The sequence below is a fragment of the Burkholderia cepacia genome, assembly GCF_029962485.1.
Classification (GTDB): Bacteria; Pseudomonadota; Gammaproteobacteria; order Burkholderiales; family Burkholderiaceae; genus Burkholderia.
Genome location: NZ_CP073637.1, coordinates 2120852 through 2140734 on the forward strand (window position 1 = coordinate 2120852; position 19883 = coordinate 2140734).

Consider the following 19883-nt stretch of genomic DNA (forward strand, 5'->3'; position numbering starts at 1 on the left):
GCGTTCCTTGCGGGTTACAGCGCGGCGAGCACGCGTTCGAGCTGCTGGCGGATCTCGGGAATCGACTGCGTTGCGTCGACGATCGCAAAACGGTGCGGCGCCTCTTCCGCACGCCGCAGGTATTCGCCGCGCGTGCGCGAGAAGAACGCGTCCGACTCGCTTTCGAACTTGTCGGGCATGCGCGCGGCGCCGCGGCGCTCGCTCGCGACGTGCGGCGCGACGTCGAACAGCACCGTGAGGTCGGGCTGAAACCCGCCCTGCACCCAGCGCTCGAGCGTCTCGAGCTTGTCGCGCGGCAGCCCGCGGCCGCCGCCCTGATACGCGAACGTCGCGTCGGTGAAGCGGTCGGACACGACCCAGTCGCCGCGCGCGAGCGCCGGCTCGATCACGAGCGCCAGATGCTCGCGGCGCGCGGCGAACATCAGCAGCGCTTCCGTTTCGAGATCCATCGGCTGGTTCAGCAGGATCTCGCGCAGTTTCTCGCCGAGCTGCGTGCCGCCCGGCTCGCGGGTGACGACGACCTGCCTGCCGGCCGCGGCCAGCTTGCCCTGGAGCCGTTCGCAGAACCATTGCAGGTGGGTGGTCTTCCCCGCCCCGTCGATGCCTTCGAACGTGATGAATTTACCGCTCGCCATTATTGACCTCGTATGTACTTGTCCACGGCCTTGTTGTGATCGCCCAGCGTGTCCGAGAACACGCTCGTGCCGTCGCCCTTCGCGACGAAATAGAGCGCGCTCGTCTGTGCCGGATTGATCGCCGCCTGCAGCGCGGCTACGCCCGGCAACGCGATCGGCGTCGGCGGCAGGCCGCGTCTTGTGTAGGTATTGTAAGGAGTGTCGGCCTGCAGGTCGCGCTTGCGCAGGCGGCCGTCGTACGCGTCGCCGAGGCCATAGATCACCGACGGATCGGTCTGCAGCGGCATGCCGATCCGCAACCGGTTCGCGAACACGGCCGCGACGAATGCGCGGTCGGCCGCGTGGCCCGTTTCCTTCTCGACGATCGACGCGATCGTCAGCGCTTCGTAAGGCGACTTGTACGGCAACCCCGGGACGCGCGCGGCCCACGCCTCATCGAGACGCGTCTGCATCAGGTGGTACGCACGCCGGTAGATGTTCAGGTCGCTCGTGCCCTTGTCGAACAGGTAGGTATCGGGGAAGAACAGCCCCTCGCCGCTGCCGCGCTGCACGGCGCTGTCCGGCGCGCCGATCGCGCGCAGCAGCTCGGCGTCGCTCATGCCGGCCGTCGAGTGCGACAGATCGGGATTCGCATCGAGTTCCGCGCGCATCCGCTTGAAGGTCCAGCCTTCGATGACCGTTGCGACGTACTCGTTCACGTCGCCGCGCGCGATCTTCTGCAGCACCTCGTAAGGCGTGATGCCGGTCTTGAATTCGTAGTTGCCGGACTTGAGCCGGCTCGACAGCCCGAGCACGCGCGTCATCGCGACGAACCCGAACGGCTCGACCGGCACGCCGCCGCGCTTGAGCTGCAGCGCGACGCTCTTCACGGTGCTGCGCGGCTTGATCGTGACGTCGAGCGACGCCGAGCCCAGCAGCAGCGGCCGGGTCGCCCAGTAATATCCGCCGCCCGCGCCGGCAGCGGCCACAACGACGGCCAGCGCCACGATCGTCGCGGCGCATTTCTTCAGTAGGGACATGGAAACGTGACTCAGGTAAGACCCATATAATACTTGCTCGCCTCCGTCAAAGTCAGGGTTGACTGTTCCCTCATTCCATGAGCACACCGTTCGCTTCACCGGCTGCCCAGGCCGCATCTGCCTCGCTCCCCGCTTTCCCCCGCCCGTCCGCCGCCGATTTCGATGCGCCGGGCGCCTGCATGCCGCTGCCGCAGTTCGGCGTGATCGACGTGGCCGGCGACGACGCCGCCACGTTCCTGCACAGCCAGCTGACCAACGACATCGAGCATCTCGATGCCGCGAGCGCGCGGTTGTCCGGCTATTGCTCGCCGAAGGGGCGCCTCCTCGGCTCGTTCCTCACGTGGCGCGCCGGTCATGGCGTGCGCCTGCTCGTGTCGAAGGATGTGCAACCCGCCGTGCAGAAGCGGCTGTCGATGTTCGTGCTGCGCGCGAAGGCGAAGCTGACGGACGCGAGCGACACGCTCGCGGTGGCCGGCTTCGCGGGCGACGTGCGCGACGCGCTGTCGGGCATCTTCGATGCGCTGCCGGACGGCGTGCACGTGAAGGTCGACGGCCCGGCCGGCGCGCTGATCCGCGTGCCCGACGCGGCCGGCCGCAAGCGCTATCTGTGGATCGGCCCGCGCGCGGAAGTCGATGCGCGCCTCGCGGCGCTCGCCGGCACGCTGCCGGTCGTGTCGCCGGCCGTGTGGGACTGGCTCGACGTGCGCGCGGGCGAGCCGCGCATCACGCAGCCGGCCGTCGAACAGTTCGTGCCGCAGATGGTCAACTTCGACGTGATCGGCGCCGTTAACTTCAGGAAAGGGTGCTACCCGGGCCAGGAGATCGTCGCACGCAGCCAGTACCGCGGCACGATCAAGCGCCGCACCGCGCTCGCGCACGTCGCCGGCGACACCGATACCGTGCATGCCGGCGTCGAGCTGTTCCACAGCGACGATCCGGGCCAGCCGTGCGGGATGATCGTCAATGCGGCGGCCGCGCCCGCGGGCGGCGTCGATGCGCTCGTCGAGATCAAGCTCGCCGCGCTCGACAACGGCACGGTGCACCTCGGTTCGGCCGACGGCCCGGTGCTCGCGTTCGACGCGCTGCCGTACGCCTGGCCGACGGAAGTGTGACGCACTGACAACCCGTTCGGGCGCAAGCTCCTGAGTCGCAGCCGGCGCCCGATGTTTCCTGCGAGAGATTCGCCCGATGTGTCTGATTGCCTTCGACTGGCAGCCCGATGCCGCCGCCGGTCCCGTCTTTACCCTCGCCGCCAACCGCGACGAGTTCTTTCGCCGAACCAGCGCGCCGCTCTCGTGGTGGGAAGATGTGCCTGGCGTACTGGCCGGCCGCGATCTCGAAGCGGGCGGCACGTGGCTCGGCGTCTCGCGCGACGGCCGGTTCGCCGCGCTGACGAACTATCGCGCGCCGTTCGACATCCGCGCGGGCGCCCCGACCCGCGGCAAGCTCGTGTCCGACTTTCTCGGCGGCGCGTCCGTCGCGCCGCTCGAGTATCTCGGCCAGCTGGCCGAGCATGCGGCCGTATATAACGGCTTCAACCTGCTCGTCGGCGACTGGCGGCGGCGCGAACTCGCGTGGTTCTGCAACCGTGCACCCGAAGGCGAAAGCATTGTCGCCGCGCCCGTCGCGATCACGCCCGGCGTGCATGCGCTGTCGAACGCGCGGCTCGATACGCCCTGGCCGAAAGTCGTGCGCAAGCGCGCGGAACTCGGCACGCTGCTCACCGACAATCCGACGCCGTCGCTCGACGAGCTGATTGCGCTGATGCGCGACCCGCATGTCGCGGACGACGACGCGCTGCCGCATACCGGCATCCCGATCGAGCGCGAACGTGCGCTGTCCGCCGCGTTCATCGAGACGCCCGAATACGGCACGCGCGGCACGACCGCGCTGCGCGTCACGATGAAGGAAGGCGTGCGGCTGACGGTCGAGATCAAGGAGCGCTGCGACGACGACGGTTCGCACCGCACCGTCCGTCCGGGTTCGTTCGAGCGCGCGTTCACGTTCGACCTCGACGCAACGCGGCCGCGCTGAACGCACGCACCGCGCGCTACGGCGCGCGCGTCATCTCGACGTGCGGCACACCGGCTTCGACGATCGGTTCACCGACCGCCGCGAAGCCGTGCCGCACGTAGAACGCCACGGCCGAATCCTGCGCGTAGAGCCGCACGGCGGTTTCGCCGCGGTGCCGCGCGGCACCCAGCAACGCGTTCAGCACGGCTGACCCGACACCCTGCCCGCGTACATCGGCCAGCACCGCGACACGGCCGATCGTGCCGGATGGCAGCAGCCTTCCCGTCGCGACCGCGCGACGCGCACCTGTCGCCGCATCGATCCGGTAGGCAACTGCATGGAACGACAGCGGATCGTCGTCGTCGAGTTCCCATTCCGGCGGAATCTGTTGCTCGCGTACGAACACCGCGTCGCGAATGCGCGCAGCGTCGCCGCCCAGCACCGTCCAGTCGCCCGTTTCCACTACGCCGTCCGCCATCGCAGCTCCCATACGGCGCATGCGCCGTCAAATGCCCGCCGTCAAACGTCGTCGAATGCGGCCTTCAGCGCCGCGACCGCATCAATATGTGCGGCCCGCACCTCGGGGATGTAGCCGCCCATCTTGAAGAATTCGTGGATCATCCCCGGATAGCAGACCAGCGTGACCGCGTTGCCGGCCGCGCGCAGCTTCTCCGCATACGCGGCCCCCTCGTCGCTCAGCGGATCGTACTCGGCCGTCGCGATCCACGCCGGCGCGACGCCCGCAAACGACGGCGCACCGCGCGTGCCGTCGAGCGGCGCGAAGCGCCAGTCGTCGCGATCCGCCCGGTCACGCACGTATTGCGTGAAGAACCACTGGATCGTGTCCTGCGTCAGCAGGTAGCCATTCGCGAGCCGCGCGTGCGATTCGGTGTCCTGGTGCCCCGTCACGCCCGGATAAATCAGCAGCTGCAGCGTCAAGCGAATGCCCGCATCGCGCGCGAGCACCGCGCAGACGGTGGCAAGCGTGCCGCCCGCACTGTCGCCGCCGACCGCCAGCCGTGCCGCGTCGATGCCGAACGCGGCGGCTTCTCGATGGAGCCACTGCAACGCGTCGTCGGCGTCGTTCACCGCGGTCGGGAACCGGTGTTCGGGCGCGAGCCGGTAATCGACCGACAGTACCGCGCACTGCGCATCGCGCGCGAACATCCGGCACAGCGCGTCGTGCGTGTCGACGCTGCCGACCGTGAAGCCGCCGCCGTGATAGTAGACGAGCGCGGGCAGCGGCTCCGCGAGGCTCGGCGCGACCGGCAGATACAGCCGCGCACCGATCGTGCGGCCATCGCGCGTCGGCACGACGCATTCTTCCACCGAATGCATCGGCGCCGGTGCGACATCGAGGATCGGCGCGCTCTTCTCGTACGCGGCACGCGCCTGCTGCGGCGTCTGGTGGTGATATGACGGACGTTTCGCGCGCTCGATCATGTCGAGCACCTGGGCGATCTTCGGATTCAGCGGCATCGGGGAAAACAGCGCCTGTGCGGCGCCGCGAGCGGACAAGCGTGACATGATGCCACGCTCGCGCCTGGCCGGCGTGGCGCGCGATATGCGGGAATCCCGTGCCGCAAAAACAAAACGGCCCTGCCTCATTCCAGAGACAGGGCCGTTCGTCCGGGAGCTTACGCGTCGCTCGGGCCGGGCTGGGCGTCCGGCGCGGTGCGCGAGCGTTGCCGCTTGATGTCGCGGCCGACCGCAAGCCGCCGCATGTACTTGAACGTACCGAGCGCCTTCGCGACGAAGTTGCCGTCGCTGTCGCGCACTTCGCCTTCGCAGTAGGCCATCGTCGTCGAGCGGTGCATCACGCGCCCGTAAGCGCGCAGCTCGCCGCGGCCCGGCTGCATGAAGTTCACCTTCATCTCGACCGTGACGACGCCGATGCCGTCGTCGGTCAGGCTGCGCGCCGCCATCGCGAGCGCGATGTCCGCGAGCGTCATCGTCACGCCGCCGTGCGCGATGCTCCACGTGTTCATGTGCCGCTCCTCGAGCGGCAGCACGATCTCGCTGGCGCCGTCCTTCGCGGACACGAGCTGCACGCCGAGCATGTCGACGAACGGGCTTTCGATCGACGGGCCTTCCGTCGGGGTTGCCGCGTCGCTCATCGTGCGCTGTCGACGATGTAGTCGACGCACTCGCGCGATTCGGCCACCGCGACGACGAATTTCTTCACTTCCTGGTGGACCGGGTGCACCTGGTACGCGTCGAGCGCGGCCTTGTCCGCGAAATCGGACACGAGCACGATGTCGGCGGTCGCGTCGAGACCGGGTGTCGCCACGCCGACGTCGATCTGCAGGGTACCCGGCACGAGGTCGCGGCAGCCTTCGAGCTTTTCCTTCAGCTTCAGCGCGTTCTGTGCGCGCGTCGCGCCTTCGGCCGATTCTTTCAACTTCCACATCACAATATGTCTGATCACTTCGGTTGCTCCTGTTCGTTGGTGTTCACGATGCGGGCTCGGCTCCCATCGTGGCCGGCCGGATGATGTCCAGCCAGTCGTCTGTCCGCTTCGCTTGCGCGCGGTCGCGGCAACGGGAAAACAGCGCGTGTCGAATCGGCTGTCGTCCGGCCTTTCCGGCGACGATACGCGCATTTTCACCGCGTCGCTCGCCGACCGTGCGATCCGCGCAAGCGGCGGCAATCGCCAAGCCTACCAAACTTGACGGCTTCGATGGAACGATCGCGCAGTCTTCCATTGAATTGCGGGAACGCGACTTGCCCGGCTTCGCATGCGCCGTTTCAGCGCATGCCTGCTCGCCCCTGCAATGACTCGCGCAAATGCAACGCTTCAATTCCTGTCCGGCAGCAATCGCCGGAATGAAACGTCATTGCCAATTATTTCCTCCCCGCATATCCAGATTCCAATACTTGCCTTCATTAAATCGCACAATTTACCGATTCAATGGGTAATAGTTACGATCGTTTTTTTCACAAAATATCCTGAAATCAGGAAAACATCGTTGACTTCGATTATTCCGAAAATTTAGAATCCCCTACAGCAGCTTACGATTGATTTTCCCTCGCTTCACACAAGCCGGCATCCGCCCGCACGAACACCGTCCGCATTGCTTTTTCTCGCATCGCAGCGGGATGGTGCCCCTTGCCGTTTCAGCTTTCGGCATTTATCGCCCACTCATATATTTTCTGCTCAATTCACTCACCGCAGCAGCATCACATCGTTATTAACACCCGGCATTCACTTGAATGCCCACGATACGGTACCAAACGGACAAAAGATCCGTTGATTCGACCATTCAGATAAAAAATCGCCAATCCAATCACCAGGAGGGACATCAACATGCATCGCCTTGCGAAGTCGCTGTGTCTCTGGTTCGTCTGCGCCAGCCTGCTCGCGGCCTGCAACGACGACGACGTTCAGTCGAACAACCCGCCGTCGATTTCCGCCGCGCTGTCGTTCCGCATGGACACCGGCGGCCAGATCAACGCGTTCTACCGACAGGACAAGGTCGCCGCGCACCTGCTCGTGCGTTCGTCGACGAAGCCGCGCCTGCTCGTGGTCTTCCCCGCCGGCAACAGCGGCACGGGGCTGTGGTTCGACGACACCGCGCAGCCCGTGAACTGGAGCCTCGACACGCCGCCGTCCGCGCTGTCGGCCCCCGATGGGCACGGCCGCCCGCTGTACGGCATCGGCGCCGACGTGTCGGTCGACACCAGCACGCTGACGATCCGCCAGGGCGTGCTCAGCAACGTGCGCTTCCTGCGAGACTTCAACGGCGGCGCGACGATTCCGCAGCAGATCATCACCGCGCCGACCGTCCAGGGCAGCGCCGCGCAATGGCAACGCGACCGCATCGACGGCGCGCCCGGCTATTCGCTTCGCATCACGCTGCGCGACGGCGGCAACATTGCGCCCGCAGCCGGCGGCAAGCTCGTGCTGAACGCGCCGGCCGGCTCGCACACGCTGAAGTTGCACATCGATGCGCTGTCGGGCGAGACGCCGTTGTCGCCAATCACGCGCGCCGACCTGTTCGCGCCGTCCGTGAACCCCGATCCGGTGAGCCAGAACGTGCTCGAATTCCTGAGTTTCAACGACAAGCTGCTGGCCGGCTCGTGGCAATACGACACGTACTTCGGTCGCGACACGCTGATCTCCGTCCGCATGCTGATGCCCGTGCTCGAACCCGCGGCAATCGAGGCCGGCCTGTCGTCGGTGCTGAGCCGCCTGTCGGTCGACGGCAAGGTCGCGCACGAGGAAGGCATCGGCGAATTCGCGCTGGTCGACAACCAGAAGAACGGGAAACCGAACGATCCGACGCCGACCTACGACTACAAGATGATCGACAGCGACTACCTGCTCGCGCCGATCGCGGCCGCATGGCTGATCGACGATACGCGCGGCCACGCGCGTGCGGCTGCGTATCTCGCGCAGCGCGGCAGCGACGGGCAGACCAACGGCGCCCGCCTGGTCGTGAACCTGCTGCACGTCGCGACGACCGCGCAGGCGTTCGCTCAGCAGCCGTCGGTCGCGAACCTGATCCACCTTCGGCCCGGCGAGATCGTCGGCAACTGGCGCGACAGCACCGACGGGCTCGGTGGCGGCGTCTACCCGTACGACGTGAACGCGGTGCTCGTGCCGGCCGCGCTGCGCGCGGCAAACGCGTTCCTCGCGCATGGCCTGCTCGACCCGTACCTCGATGCCGCGCAGCGCGCGACGCTCGCCAACACGGCAAACGAAGCGACCACGTGGGAGACGCAGGCGCCGCCACTGTTCCAGGTCGGCGTGCCGGCCGCGCAGGCGACCACCGACGTGTCGGCCTATGCGCCGTCCGCCGGCGTGCCGCCCGGAGCCGCGCCAAGCGCACCGCTGGCCTTCTACGCGCTGTCGCTCGATCAGCAGGGCAATCCGATTCCGGTGATGAATTCGGACGGCGGCTTCGCGTTGCTGTTCGGCACGCCACCGGACGACCAGCTCCAGCGGATCGTCACCGACGTTACGCGGCCGTTCCCGACCGGGCTCGTGACCGATGCCGGCATGCTGATCGCGAACCCTGCGTATGCGAGCCAGTCACTGTGGCCGAAATTCACGAGTTCCGCGTATCACGGCACGGTGATCTGGTCGTGGCAGCAGGCGATGTGGGTGGCCGGGCTCGATCGCCAGCTCGCGCGTCAGGACCTGTCGGTCGCGACCCGCACGCTGCTCACTCAGGCACGGCAGACGATCTGGCAGGTGATCTCGAACGGGCGCGACATGCGGACATCGGAGATGTGGACGTGGTCCTACGTGAACGGCAAGTACCAGACCGACGCGTTCGGCACGCGCAGCGCCGATGCGACCGAAGCCAACGCGGCCCAGCTCTGGAGTACGACGTATCTCGCGATCCGCGATCCGCAGCAGCGCGCTGGCAAGTACTGGTGGCAGGCGTCGCAGCAGATGCAGGACGGGCAATCGAAGCGCGCGACGGCGGTGGCGTCACGCTAGCGCATTGCCTGTCGCCTGCCGACCGGCATACAAAAGCCCCGGGCGTTGCCGCCCCCGGGGCGTCGGCGAAACCCGGATTACCGCGACACCACGCGGTTGCGCCCTTCCCGCTTCGCCGCGTACAGCCGCTCGTCGACCACCCTCAGCAATGCGTCGACCGTACTTCCATCGACGCCGTATTGCGCAACGCCGACACTGACCGTCACCTGCACGCGCTTGAAATCCAGCCCGAACGGCGAACTCGCGATCGACGAGCGCACGCGCTCGGCCGTCATCCGCGCGCCTTCGAGCGGCATGTCCGGCAGCAGCGCCATGAACTCCTCGCCGCCGACGCGCGCGAGCCCGCCCGCCGGCCGGATCGCCTCGAGGCACTGGCGCACGACGCCGCGCAGCACCTCGTCGCCGATCTGGTGGCCGTACGCGTCGTTGATGTTCTTGAAATTGTCGAGATCGAGCGCGAGCAGGCAGAACGGCGCGCCGTCGCGTTCCGCCCGCACCATCTCGCGCTCGACCTGCGCGATGAACTGCCGGCGGTTCGACGCGCCCGTCATCGGATCGGTCGCGGCCATGTACTCGAGCTTCTGGTTCGTGCGCCGCAGTTCCTGCAACGCGCTCTCGGTGCGCGCCATCGATTCCGACAGCCGGCTCATCAGGTCTTCCTGGCTGTAGATCGCCGAGAACGAACGGGTCGTCTGCAGCGCCTGCACGACGCCGTAGCTGAGCAGGAAGAAGCCGCCCGCGAAAATCGCGTGCGCCAGCCACCACATGTGGTTCCAAGGCTTGCCGAGAATGAATGCGAGCGAAGACAGCGCGAATGCCATGATCGACACGCCGTAGATCACCATCAGCGGCGAGCGGATCCGCCGCGCGAGCAGCAGGCAGACGTTCAGCAGCGAGAACACGAGCGCGCCGCCCTCCATTGACAGCCGCGTGCCGAGCGCGCCGGCAATCGGCGAATACGCGACATAGGCGACGACGACGTTGACGATCACGAAGAACGCGATCCACGGCAGCCACGTCCGCGCGCTCGTGCGTTTCTCGATCCGGTCGGACGGACGCGAATACGACAGCAGGCCCGTCAGCAGCAGGATCGACATCACGAGCCGCGACGCGGGCCCGTACAGCAGAAACAGCCAGATATTGTGGTGCGCCATCCCGGTGAACGCACCGTGCAGCGCATAGATCATCGCGAAGCCGAGAAAGCCGAGCGTCAGCCAGCGCAGCAGCGGCTCGCCGGACGACCGGTAGCACACCCACGTCACGTAGGTGACGAACGCGCCTTCGAGGGTCGCGGCCGCGATCGCGATTTCATGGAATGCGTGGCTCTCGAACACGACGTGCGGGTCGCTGAAGAACCACAGGTAGGCAATCAGATACGCAGGCAGCAACGCGAATCCGATCAGCAGGCATTTCGCGTAGAGCCTGGCGGCCGCGCTGACGACGCGCGGCGGTTCCCCGGCTGCATAGGTCGTACTCATTCGGTCCCCGGTCGGTCTGCTGCGTTGGTTCGAACCTTCGCGGCACGGATCGCGCGATGCACGATCCTGCCCATCGTGCCGAAAGGCAAATGTCAGAGCAAGTATAGGTGGGGCAATTCGTTTGACAAGTAAGGGGAAACGGCATTACCGGGCGCATGCCTTTTGCTTCCCGATTGTTTCGAATCGCGGTTCTGTCTCACCGATTCACGTCGCGGCCGCGAGCGTCGCCGAAGCGACACCGCGGCCGCCACCGGTCAAAGATCAGAGGATTTCGAACAGGCCGGCCGCACCCTGCCCGCCGCCGATGCACATCGTGACGACCACGTACTTCACGCCGCGCCGCTTGCCTTCGATCAGCGCATGGCCCGTCAGGCGCGCGCCCGACACGCCGTACGGATGGCCGACCGCGATCGCGCCGCCGTTCACGTTCAGGCGATCCTCAGGAATCCCGAGTGTGTCGCGGCAGTACAGCACCTGCACCGCGAACGCTTCGTTCAGCTCCCACAAGCCGATGTCGTCGACCTTCAATCCTGCCTGCTTCAGCAGCTTGGGCACCGCGAACACGGGGCCGATGCCCATCTCGTCCGGCTCGCAGCCGGCCACCGCGAAGCCGCGAAACACGCCCAGCGGCTGCAACCCTTCGCGCTGCGCCGCATCGGCGCTCATCACGACGCATGCCGACGCGCCATCCGAGAACTGGCTCGCGTTGCCGGCGGTGATCACGCCGCCCGGCACGGCCGAACGGATCTTCGACACGCCTTCGAGCGTCGTATCGGGGCGAATGCCTTCGTCGGCCGATACCGTCACTTCCTTCGTGAACAGGCGGCCCGTCGCCTTGTCGGCGATGCCCGCGAGCACCGTGATCGGCACGATCTCGTCGCGAAAACGCCCGGCTTCCTGTGCGGCCGCGGCGCGCAGCTGCGACTGCACGCCGTACTCGTCCTGCCGCTCCTTCGAGATGCCGTAGCGCTTCGCGACGTTCTCGGCCGTCTGCAGCATGTTCCAGTAGATCTCGGGCTTGTGCTGGACGAGCCAGCCTTCCTGGACCATGTGCCGGTTCATCTCGTTCTGCACGCACGAGATCGATTCGACGCCGCCGGCAACATACACCTCGCCTTCGCCCGCGATGATCCGCTGCGCGGCAAGCGCGATGGTCTGCAGCCCCGACGAGCAGAAACGGTTCACCGTCATCCCCGGCACGGTCACGGGCAGCCCCGCGCGCAGCGCGATCTGTCGCGCGATGTTCGCGCCGGTCGCGCCTTCGGGGTTCGCGCAGCCCATGATCACGTCCTCGACGCGCGCGGGGTCGAGCTTCGCGCGTTCGAGCGCGGCCGCGACCACGTGGCCACCGAGCGTCGCGCCGTGCGTCATGTTGAATGCGCCACGCCAGGATTTCGCCAGCGGCGTGCGTGCGGTCGATACGATTACGGCTTCGGTCATGCGAGTCTCCTTCGGTCCTGCTTCATATCGGATAGGGAAATGCGCTACGCCGCCGGGCGCGCGCCCGCGGACGTCACATGCGCGACGCCCGCTGCCTGCATCTGTTGCCATGCGTGCGCGAGCGACCCGTTCAGGTCGATCGCACGGCACGCATCGTTGATCACCGCGGCTTCGAAACCGGCCGCGCGCGCATCGAGCGCCGACCACGCGACGCAATAGTCGGTCGCGAGCCCGCAGCACCACACGCGCTTCGCACCGAGCTCGCGCAGGTAGCCTGCGAGCCCCGTGCGCGTCGTGCGGTCGGCTTCGACGAACGCGGAATAGCTGTCGACCTGCGCGTCGCCGCCCTTGCGGATCACGAGCCGCGCCTGCGGGATGTCGAGGTCGCGATGCAGCGCCGCGCCGTCGGTGTCCTGCACGCAATGCACGGGCCACAGCACCTGCTCGCCATACGGCAGCGTGAGCGTGGAAAACGGCTCGCGGCCCGGATGGTTCGCCGCGAACGACACATGCTCGCGCGGGTGCCAGTCCTGCGTCAGCACGACCTGGTCGAAGCGCTGCGCAAGCGCGTTGATCACCGGCACGACCGCATCGCCGTCGGGCACCGCGAGCGCGCCGCCCGGCATGAAGTCGTATTGCACGTCGATCACGAGCAGGACGTCGTCGGTACGTTTCATTGCGTTTCTCCGGGTGTGCGTCGCGCCGCGATCGGGCGCGTCAGCCGTTGAACCCGCGGCCGGCCTTCGCCAGTTCCGCGATCGACGGCGCGAGCTGCCATGCGTCGCCGTTCGGCGCCGCAGCGTAGCGACGAATCGCACGCTCGACGTTGTAGAGGCCGACCACGTCCGCGTACAGCATCGGGCCGCCGCGCCACAGCGGGAAGCCATAGCCGGTCAGGTAGACCATGTCGATGTCGGACGCCTTCGACGCGATCTTCTCCTCGAGAATCTTCGCGCCTTCGTTGACGAGCGCCAGCACCAGCCGCTCGACGATCTCGTCGTCGCCGATCTTGCGCCGCTCGACGCCGCGCTCCGTCGAATACGCGACGACCATCTCGTCGACCAGCGACGACGGCTTCGCCTTGCGATCGCCCGGCACGTAGTCGTACCAGCCGGCACCCGTCTTCTGGCCGAAGCGGCCCTGTTCGCACAGGCGGTCGGCGATCTTCGAGTACTGCAGATCGGGTTTCTCGACATAGCGCCGCTTGCGGATCGCCCAGCCGATGTCGTTGCCGGCGAGGTCGCTCATCCGGAACGGCCCCATCGCGAAACCGAACTTCTCGATCGCGCGGTCGATCTGCGCGGGCAGCGCGCCTTCCTCGAGCATGAACAGCGCCTGGCGGATGTACTGCTCGATCATCCGGTTGCCGATGAAGCCGTCGCACACACCCGACACGACCGCCGTCTTGCGGATCTTCTTCGCGACCGCCATCACGGTCGCGAGTACGTCCTTCGCGGTCTGCGCACCGCGCACGACCTCGAGCAGCTTCATCACGTTCGCCGGGCTGAAGAAGTGCATGCCGACAACGTCCTGCGGGCGCTTCGTGAACGCCGCGATCTTGTCGACGTCGAGCGTCGACGTATTCGACGCGAGGATCGCACCCGGCTTCGCGACTTCGTCGAGCTTCTTGAACACTTGCTCCTTCACGCCGAGCTCCTCGAACACGGCTTCGACGATCAGGTCGGCATCCTTCAGGTCGTCATAGGACAGCGTCGGCGCGATCAGCGCCATGCGCGCGTCGAGCTTCTCCTGCGTGAGCTTGCCCTTCTTCACCTGCGCGTCGTAGTTTTTGCGGATCGTCGCGATGCCGCGTTCGAGCGCGTCCTGCTTCGTCTCGAGCAGCGTGACGGGCAGGCCCGCGTTGATGAAGTTCATCGCGATCCCGCCGCCCATCGTGCCCGCGCCGATCACGCCGACGCGACGGATCTCGCGCAGCGGCGTGTCCGACGGCACGTCGGGGATCTTGCTCGCCGCCCGCTCGCCGAAGAACGCATGGCGCAGCGCACGGCTTTCCGGCGTCATCATCAGCGCGACGAAGCCCTCGCGCTCGGCGATGCTGCCCTTGTCGAAGCCGTGCAGCACACCAGCCTCGATCGCGTCGATGCACTTGTGCGGCGCCGGGAAATTCGGCGCGGCGGCCTGCGCGGAATTGCGCGCGAACTGGATGAAGCCCGCGGCATTGTCGTGGACGATCTTGCGATCGCGCACACGCGGATGCGGCCCTTTCTGTGCGCCGGCCTTCTGTGCGAATGCGACGGCCGCGTCGAGCAGGTCGCCGTCTGCCATTGCGTCGAACAGCCCGCTTTTCGCCAGTTGCTCCGACAGCACGGGCGCGCCCGACACGATCATGTTCAGCGCGGTTTCGAGCCCCACCGCGCGCGGCAGCCGCTGCGTGCCGCCCGCGCCCGGCAGCAGGCCGAGCTTCACTTCGGGCAGCGCGACCTGCGCGCCGGGCGACGCGACGCGGTAGTGCGCGCCGAGCGCGAGCTCGAGGCCGCCGCCCATCACGACGCTGTGCAGCGCCGCGACGACGGGCTTCGCGCTCGCCTCCACCGCGCGGATCACGGTGTGCAGCGTCGGCTCCTGCAGCGCCTTCGGCGTATTGAATTCGGTGATGTCCGCCCCGCCCGAGAACGCACGGCCGGCGCCGGTCAGCACGATGGCCGTGACCGACGGATCCTGCGCGGCGCGATCGAGCGCGTCCATGACGCCCTGGCGGGTCGACAGGCCGAGCCCGTTGACGGGCGGATTGTTGAGCGTGATGACGGCCACGCCGTCGCGAGTCGAGTAATCCACTGCCATCTGCCTGCCTCCATGCATCGCGCGCCGGGGTGGCTGCGCTTCATTGTGCGCGGTCGAACAGCCGCATGTCCGGATGAACTGAGGCAGCATACAACGAAAAAGCACGGTCGTTCAATTTGAATTTTGTTCCCGATCCGGGGTCGGATCGGGCGACCGGTTCGCGGGCCGTCGCCGGCCCGAGGTGCAACGCTTACGGCTCGCACACCGCCGTCGGCAACACGTAATTGCGGAACGTCTCGCGCAGCTTCAGCTTCTGCAGCTTGCCGGTCGCGGTGTGCGGCAGCGATTCGACGAACACGACGTCATCGGGGATCCACCATTTCGCGACCTTGCCTTCGTAGAACGCGAGCAATGTGTCGCGGTTCAGGTTCGCGCCTTCGCGCGGCACCACGACGAGCAGCGGGCGCTCGGTCCATTTCGGGTGCGCACAGGCGATGCACGCGGCTTCGGCCACGCCCGGGTGCGCGATCGCGACGTTCTCGATGTCGATCGAGCTGATCCATTCGCCGCCCGACTTGATCACGTCCTTGCTCCGGTCGGTGATCTGCAGGAAGCCGTCGGGGTCGATCGTCGCGACGTCGCCGGTCGGGAACCAGCCGTCCGTCAGCGGCGACGTATCGCCGCGAAAGTAGTGGTCGATCACCCACGGTCCGCGCACCTGCAGCTCGCCGAACGCGACGCCGTCCCACGGCAGCTCGCGGCCGTCCTCGCCGACGATGCGCATGTCGACGCCGCAGATCACGCGCCCCTGCTTCTCGAGCAGCTTGCGCTGCGCGTCGAGCGGCCGCTGCGACTGCGCCCAGTTGAGCTTCGCGAGCGTGCCGAGCGGCGACAGTTCGGTCATCCCCCATGCATGGATCACGCGCACGCCGTATTCGTCCTCGAAGGTGCGCAGCATCGCGGGCGGGCACGCGGAGCCGCCGATCACCGTGCGGTTCAGCGTCGAGAAGCGCACACCGGCTTCACGCATGTAGTTCAGCAGCCCGAGCCACACGGTCGGCACGCCCGCGGAGAACGTCACGCGTTCGGCTTCCATCAGCTCGTACAGCGATTTCCCGTCGAGATCCTTGCCGGGCAGCACGAGCTTGCCGCCCGTGAGCGGCACGGCGTACGGCAGCCCCCATGCGTTGACGTGGAACATCGGCACGACGGGCAGCACGGCGTCCATCGCGGACAGGTTCATCGCGTCGGGCAGCGCGGCGCCATACGCGTGCAGTACGGTCGAACGATTCGAATACAGCACGCCCTTCGGGTTGCCGGTCGTGCCCGACGTGTAGCAGAGCCCCGACGCCTGCTGCTCGTCGAGGCGCGGCCAGTCATAACGGCCGTCCTCGGCTTCGACGAGCGTCTCGTAGCAGAGGTACGGCGTCGCGCCTGACGGCAGGTGCGCGGCATCGGTCATCGCGATCCAGCCCTTCACGTGCGGGCACTGCGGCGCGATGGCGTCGACGAGCGGCGCGAAATTGATGTCGAAGAAGACGTAGCGGTCTTCCGCGTGATTGACGATGAACGCGATCTGCTCGGGGAACAGGCGCGGGTTGATCGTGTGACATACGGCGCCCATCCCGCCAATCCCGTAGTACGCCTCCAGATGCCGGTAGCCGTTCCACGCCAGCGTGCCGACGCGATCGCCGGTTGCGACGCCGAGCCGCGCGAGCGCCTGCGCCAGCTGCTTCGCGCGGCGTTCGCAATCGCGGTACGTGTAGCGATGCAGGTCGCCTTCCACGCGCTTCGACACGATCTCCGTGTCGCCGGCGTGCCGCGCGGCATGCGAAATCAGCGAGGACACCAGCAACGGCATGTCCATCATCTGGCCCAGCAACGGCTTACCCATCGTCTTGTTCTCCGTGAGGATGCGAATCGGTGACCAGCCTGGCGCGCGTTTCCGTCCGGAAGCCGCCCCCGCGGCGCGCCCGTCAGCGGCCCCGGACGGGCGTGGCGCACGGCGCGCGGGCCACCATGCGGGCGGCGCGGCGCCGCCTTACAATATCGGCTTACCCAGAGGCGCTCAACATGTCGTTTTCCCGAAGCGCAGCCGATGCGGCTGACACCCTCCCCGACCTCGCCGCCACGCTCGGCGCGCCCGCCGCAGGCGCGTTCGTCACGCTCGGCGATGCGTTTCATACGCGGCTGCCGGCCGCGCCGCTTGCCGCGCCGTACGTCGTCGGATTTTCCGGCGAAGTCGCGCAGTTGCTCGACCTGCCGCCGTCGATCGCCGCGCAGCCCGGCTTCGCCGAGCTGTTCGCCGGCAACCCGACACGCGACTGGCCCGCGCACGCGATGCCGTACGCGTCGGTCTATTCCGGTCACCAGTTCGGCGTATGGGCCGGCCAGCTCGGCGACGGCCGCGCGCTGACGATCGGCGAGCGGACCGGCGCCGACGGCCGCCGCTACGAGCTGCAGCTGAAAGGCAGCGGCCGCACGCCGTATTCACGCATGGGCGACGGCCGCGCGGTGCTGCGCTCGTCGATCCGCGAATTCCTGTGCTCGGAAGCGATGCATCACCTCGGCATCCCGACCACGCGCGCGCTGACGGTGATCGGCTCCGATCAACCGGTGGTGCGCGAGGAAATCGAGACGTCGGCCGTCGTCACGCGCGTGTCGGAGAGCTTCGTGCGCTTCGGCCACTTCGAGCACTTCTTCTCGAACGATCGCCCCGACCTGCTTCGCCAGCTCGCCGATCACGTGATCGACCGCTTCTATCCGGCATGCCGCGACGCGGACGATCCCTACCTCGCGCTGCTCGAAGCCGCGACGCTGCGCACGGCCGACCTCGTCGCGCAGTGGCAGGCCGTCGGCTTCTGCCACGGCGTGATGAACACCGACAACATGTCGATCCTCGGCGTGACGATCGACTACGGCCCGTTCGGCTTCGTCGACGCGTTCGATGCGAATCACATCTGCAACCACTCGGACAACAGCGGCCGCTATGCGTACCGGATGCAGCCGCGCATCGCGCACTGGAACTGCTACTGCCTCGCGCAAGCGCTGCTGCCGCTGATCGGGCTGCAGCACGGCATCGCCGACGACGATGCGCGCGCGGAGCGTGCGGTGGACGATGCCCAGGCCGTGCTCGCGAAATTTCCGGAACGTTTCGGCCCCGCGCTCGAACGCGCGATGCGCGCGAAGCTCGGCCTCGAGCTCGAACGCGAGAACGACGCCGAACTCGCGAACAAGCTGCTCGAGACGATGCACGCGAGCCACGCGGATTTCACGCTGACGTTCCGCCGCCTCGCGCAGATCTCGAAGCACGACGCGAGCCGCGACGCCCCGGTGCGCGACCTGTTCATCGACCGCGAAGCGTTCGATGCATGGGCGAACCTCTACCGCGCGCGGCTGTCCGAGGAAACGCGCGGCGACGCCGCACGCGCGGCCGCGATGAACCGCGCAAATCCGAAATACGTGCTTCGCAACCATCTGGCCGAAGTCGCGATCCGGCGCGCGAAGGAAAAGGATTTTTCGGAAGTCGAGCGACTCGCGCAGATCCTGCGCCGCCCGTTCGACGAACAACCCGAGCATGAAGCATACGCGGCGTTGCCGCCCGACTGGGCCGGGTCGCTCGAAGTGAGCTGCTCGTCCTGAGCCCGCAACCCGCGCGTATCGACCGACCGATCAGGAGAACCCCACATGTCCCACGATTCCGACGACAAAACCTTCCCGTACCAGAAGGACGAAGCCGACCTGCGCCGCCGGCTCACGCCGATGCAGTACGAGGTCACACAGCATGCGGCCACCGAGCGTGCCTTCACCGGCGAATACACCGACACGGAAGACGCCGGCATCTACAAATGCATCGTCTGCAGCACGCCGCTGTTCGAATCCGGCTCCAAATTCCACTCGGGCTGCGGCTGGCCCAGCTACTTCAAGCCGCTCAACGGCGAGGTGATCGACGAGAAGGTCGACTATTCGCACGGGATGGTGCGCGTCGAGGTCCGCTGCAACCATTGCGGCGCGCATCTGGGCCACGTCTTCGAGGATGGCCCGCGCGACCAGACCGGTTTGCGGTACTGCATCAATTCGGCTGCGTTAAACTTCGAGTCCCGACCCGAAAACGACTGAGCGGCGCCGGGCGGATCGGCGGGGTCGACCCTCGCCGGCCGGCCAGCCTCGGGCTGGCCGCCCCGATCCGCAACGGTGGTGCCTGGCGGGTCCCTACAACGGTGAAAGGCCGCGCAAGCGGCCTTTCACGCAGCTGCGAGCGCCATGAAATTCCTGTTCGATCTGTTTCCGATCATCCTGTTTTTTGTCGCCTTCAAGGTCTGGGGCATCTTTACCGCCACCGCCGTCGCGATCATCGCGACGCTGGCCCAGGTTGCATGGGTCGCCTTCCGGCACCGGAAGGTCGACACGATGCTGTGGGTCAGCCTTGGCGTGATCGTCGTCTTCGGTGGCGCCACCCTCGTCCTGCATGACGAGAAATTCATTCAATGGAAGCCGACTGTGCTGTACTGGTTGTTTGCGGTCGGGTTGCTTGCCGCGCGTTATGCGTTCAGCAAGAACCTGATCGAGAAGATGATGGGCAAGCAGCTCACGCTGCCGACCCCCGTGTGGGACAAGCTGAACGTCGCGTGGGCGCTGTTCTTCGCGGTGCTCGGCGTCGCGAACCTGTACGTGGTGCACAACTTCACCGAATCGCAATGGGTGAACTTCAAGCTGTTCGGTACGACGGGCGCGATGGTCGTGTTCATCATCCTGCAGAGCCTGTGGCTCACGAAATACCTGAAGGACGAGTGACATGACGGACGCCTTTCTCCACGCCTCACCCGACGAGCGCATCGCGCTGATCGAAGCGCGCCTTACCGCGTCGCTGGCGCCGCTGGCGCTCACCGTGCGCGACGACAGCGCGCAGCACGCGGGCCACGCCGGCGCGTCCGCCGGCGGCCATTTCACGGTCACGATCGTGTCGGCCGCCTTCACGGGCAAGCCGCGCGTCGCGCGGCACCGGCTGGTGTATGATGCGCTCGCTGATGCGATGCAGCGCGGCATTCACGCGCTCGCGATCGTGGCTTACACGCCCGAAGAATTCAACGAATCTTCAATCTAGTCT

Annotated in this window: 18 protein-coding genes; 7 read left to right on the forward strand and 11 right to left on the reverse strand. The window is 67.0% G+C overall.

Annotation, left to right across the window (positions count from 1 at the left end):
* Positions 1-14: 14 nt before the first annotated feature.
* Together tmk and mltG are read right to left on the reverse strand one after the other, a co-directional pair.
* A complete protein-coding gene (gene tmk / locus KEC55_RS09855) occupies positions 15-635 on the reverse strand; it encodes a dTMP kinase (protein WP_034188700.1) in 621 nt (206 codons plus the stop codon).
* Entirely contained in the window at positions 635-1654 is a 1020-nt protein-coding gene (gene mltG, locus KEC55_RS09860) for an endolytic transglycosylase MltG (RefSeq protein ID WP_282505279.1), read from the reverse strand. The genes tmk and mltG overlap by 1 nt, the downstream gene beginning before the upstream one ends.
* A 77-nt stretch (positions 1655-1731) precedes the next feature.
* Here mltG and KEC55_RS09865 point away from each other — a divergent pair, with 77 nt between their 5' ends.
* Together KEC55_RS09865 and KEC55_RS09870 are read left to right on the forward strand one after the other, a co-directional pair.
* Positions 1732-2766, forward strand: a complete 1035-nt coding sequence (locus KEC55_RS09865; RefSeq protein WP_282505280.1) for a YgfZ/GcvT domain-containing protein — start codon at positions 1732-1734, stop codon at positions 2764-2766.
* A 76-nt stretch (positions 2767-2842) separates the two neighbouring features.
* Positions 2843-3688, forward strand: a complete 846-nt coding sequence (locus tag KEC55_RS09870) for an NRDE family protein (protein ID WP_282505281.1) — start codon at positions 2843-2845, stop codon at positions 3686-3688.
* Positions 3689-3704: 16 nt separating this feature from the next.
* Here the strand turns inward: KEC55_RS09870 and KEC55_RS09875 are convergent, their stop codons facing one another.
* The 4 genes from KEC55_RS09875 to KEC55_RS09890 all read right to left on the reverse strand — a co-directional run bounded on the left by KEC55_RS09875 (position 3705) and on the right by KEC55_RS09890 (position 6095).
* Positions 3705-4145: a GNAT family N-acetyltransferase gene (locus KEC55_RS09875; RefSeq protein WP_282505282.1), complete on the reverse strand. Its 441-nt coding sequence runs from the start codon at positions 4143-4145 to the stop codon at positions 3705-3707.
* Positions 4146-4186: 41 nt separating this feature from the next.
* On the reverse strand, positions 4187-5146 hold the full coding sequence (locus tag KEC55_RS09880; RefSeq protein WP_282507511.1) for an alpha/beta hydrolase: 960 nt from the start codon (positions 5144-5146) through the stop codon (positions 4187-4189).
* Positions 5147-5304: 158 nt separating this feature from the next.
* On the reverse strand, positions 5305-5784 hold the full coding sequence (locus KEC55_RS09885; protein ID WP_174953483.1) for a PaaI family thioesterase: 480 nt from the start codon (positions 5782-5784) through the stop codon (positions 5305-5307).
* Positions 5781-6095 (reverse strand): Dabb family protein, encoded by a 315-nt coding sequence (locus KEC55_RS09890; protein WP_027787175.1) that lies wholly within the window; start codon positions 6093-6095, stop codon positions 5781-5783. The genes KEC55_RS09885 and KEC55_RS09890 overlap by 4 nt, the downstream gene beginning before the upstream one ends.
* An 879-nt stretch (positions 6096-6974) precedes the next feature.
* Between KEC55_RS09890 and KEC55_RS09895 the strand changes: the two genes are divergently transcribed.
* A complete protein-coding gene (locus KEC55_RS09895) occupies positions 6975-9116 on the forward strand; it encodes a hypothetical protein (RefSeq protein ID WP_282505285.1) in 2142 nt (713 codons plus the stop codon).
* Between the two features lie 77 nt (positions 9117-9193).
* Here KEC55_RS09895 and KEC55_RS09900 read toward each other — a convergent pair whose 3' ends face one another.
* From KEC55_RS09900 to KEC55_RS09920, 5 genes are all read right to left on the reverse strand, one after another.
* Entirely contained in the window at positions 9194-10594 is a 1401-nt protein-coding gene (locus KEC55_RS09900; RefSeq protein ID WP_282505286.1) for a GGDEF domain-containing protein, read from the reverse strand.
* 261 nt (positions 10595-10855) lie between these two features.
* Positions 10856-12034: an acetyl-CoA C-acyltransferase gene (locus KEC55_RS09905; RefSeq protein WP_282505287.1), complete on the reverse strand. Its 1179-nt coding sequence runs from the start codon at positions 12032-12034 to the stop codon at positions 10856-10858.
* A 44-nt stretch (positions 12035-12078) separates the two neighbouring features.
* Positions 12079-12711 (reverse strand): bifunctional nicotinamidase/pyrazinamidase, encoded by a 633-nt coding sequence (pncA, locus tag KEC55_RS09910; RefSeq protein ID WP_282505288.1) that lies wholly within the window; start codon positions 12709-12711, stop codon positions 12079-12081.
* Between the two features lie 40 nt (positions 12712-12751).
* Positions 12752-14836 carry a 3-hydroxyacyl-CoA dehydrogenase NAD-binding domain-containing protein gene (locus tag KEC55_RS09915; RefSeq protein WP_282505290.1) on the reverse strand — a complete coding sequence of 695 codons (2085 nt, stop codon included), beginning with the start codon at positions 14834-14836 and terminating at the stop codon, positions 12752-12754.
* 190 nt (positions 14837-15026) lie between these two features.
* Positions 15027-16670 carry a 3-(methylthio)propionyl-CoA ligase gene (locus KEC55_RS09920; protein ID WP_282505291.1) on the reverse strand — a complete coding sequence of 548 codons (1644 nt, stop codon included), beginning with the start codon at positions 16668-16670 and terminating at the stop codon, positions 15027-15029.
* A gap of 179 nt (positions 16671-16849) precedes the next feature.
* Between KEC55_RS09920 and KEC55_RS09925 the strand changes: the two genes are divergently transcribed.
* The 4 genes from KEC55_RS09925 (at position 16850) to KEC55_RS09940 (ending at position 19880) form a co-directional block, all read left to right on the forward strand.
* On the forward strand, positions 16850-18418 hold the full coding sequence (locus KEC55_RS09925) for a protein adenylyltransferase SelO (RefSeq protein ID WP_282505292.1): 1569 nt from the start codon (positions 16850-16852) through the stop codon (positions 18416-18418).
* Between the two features lie 45 nt (positions 18419-18463).
* The gene (gene msrB / locus KEC55_RS09930) at positions 18464-18895 is read left to right on the forward strand and encodes a peptide-methionine (R)-S-oxide reductase MsrB (RefSeq protein WP_282505294.1); all 432 of its coding nucleotides are present in this window, start codon (positions 18464-18466) and stop codon (positions 18893-18895) included.
* Positions 18896-19039: 144 nt separating this feature from the next.
* A complete protein-coding gene (locus KEC55_RS09935; protein WP_176047256.1) occupies positions 19040-19570 on the forward strand; it encodes a septation protein A in 531 nt (176 codons plus the stop codon).
* 1 nt (position 19571) lies between these two features.
* On the forward strand, positions 19572-19880 hold the full coding sequence (locus tag KEC55_RS09940) for a BolA family protein (protein WP_282505296.1): 309 nt from the start codon (positions 19572-19574) through the stop codon (positions 19878-19880).
* Positions 19881-19883: the final 3 nt, after the last annotated feature.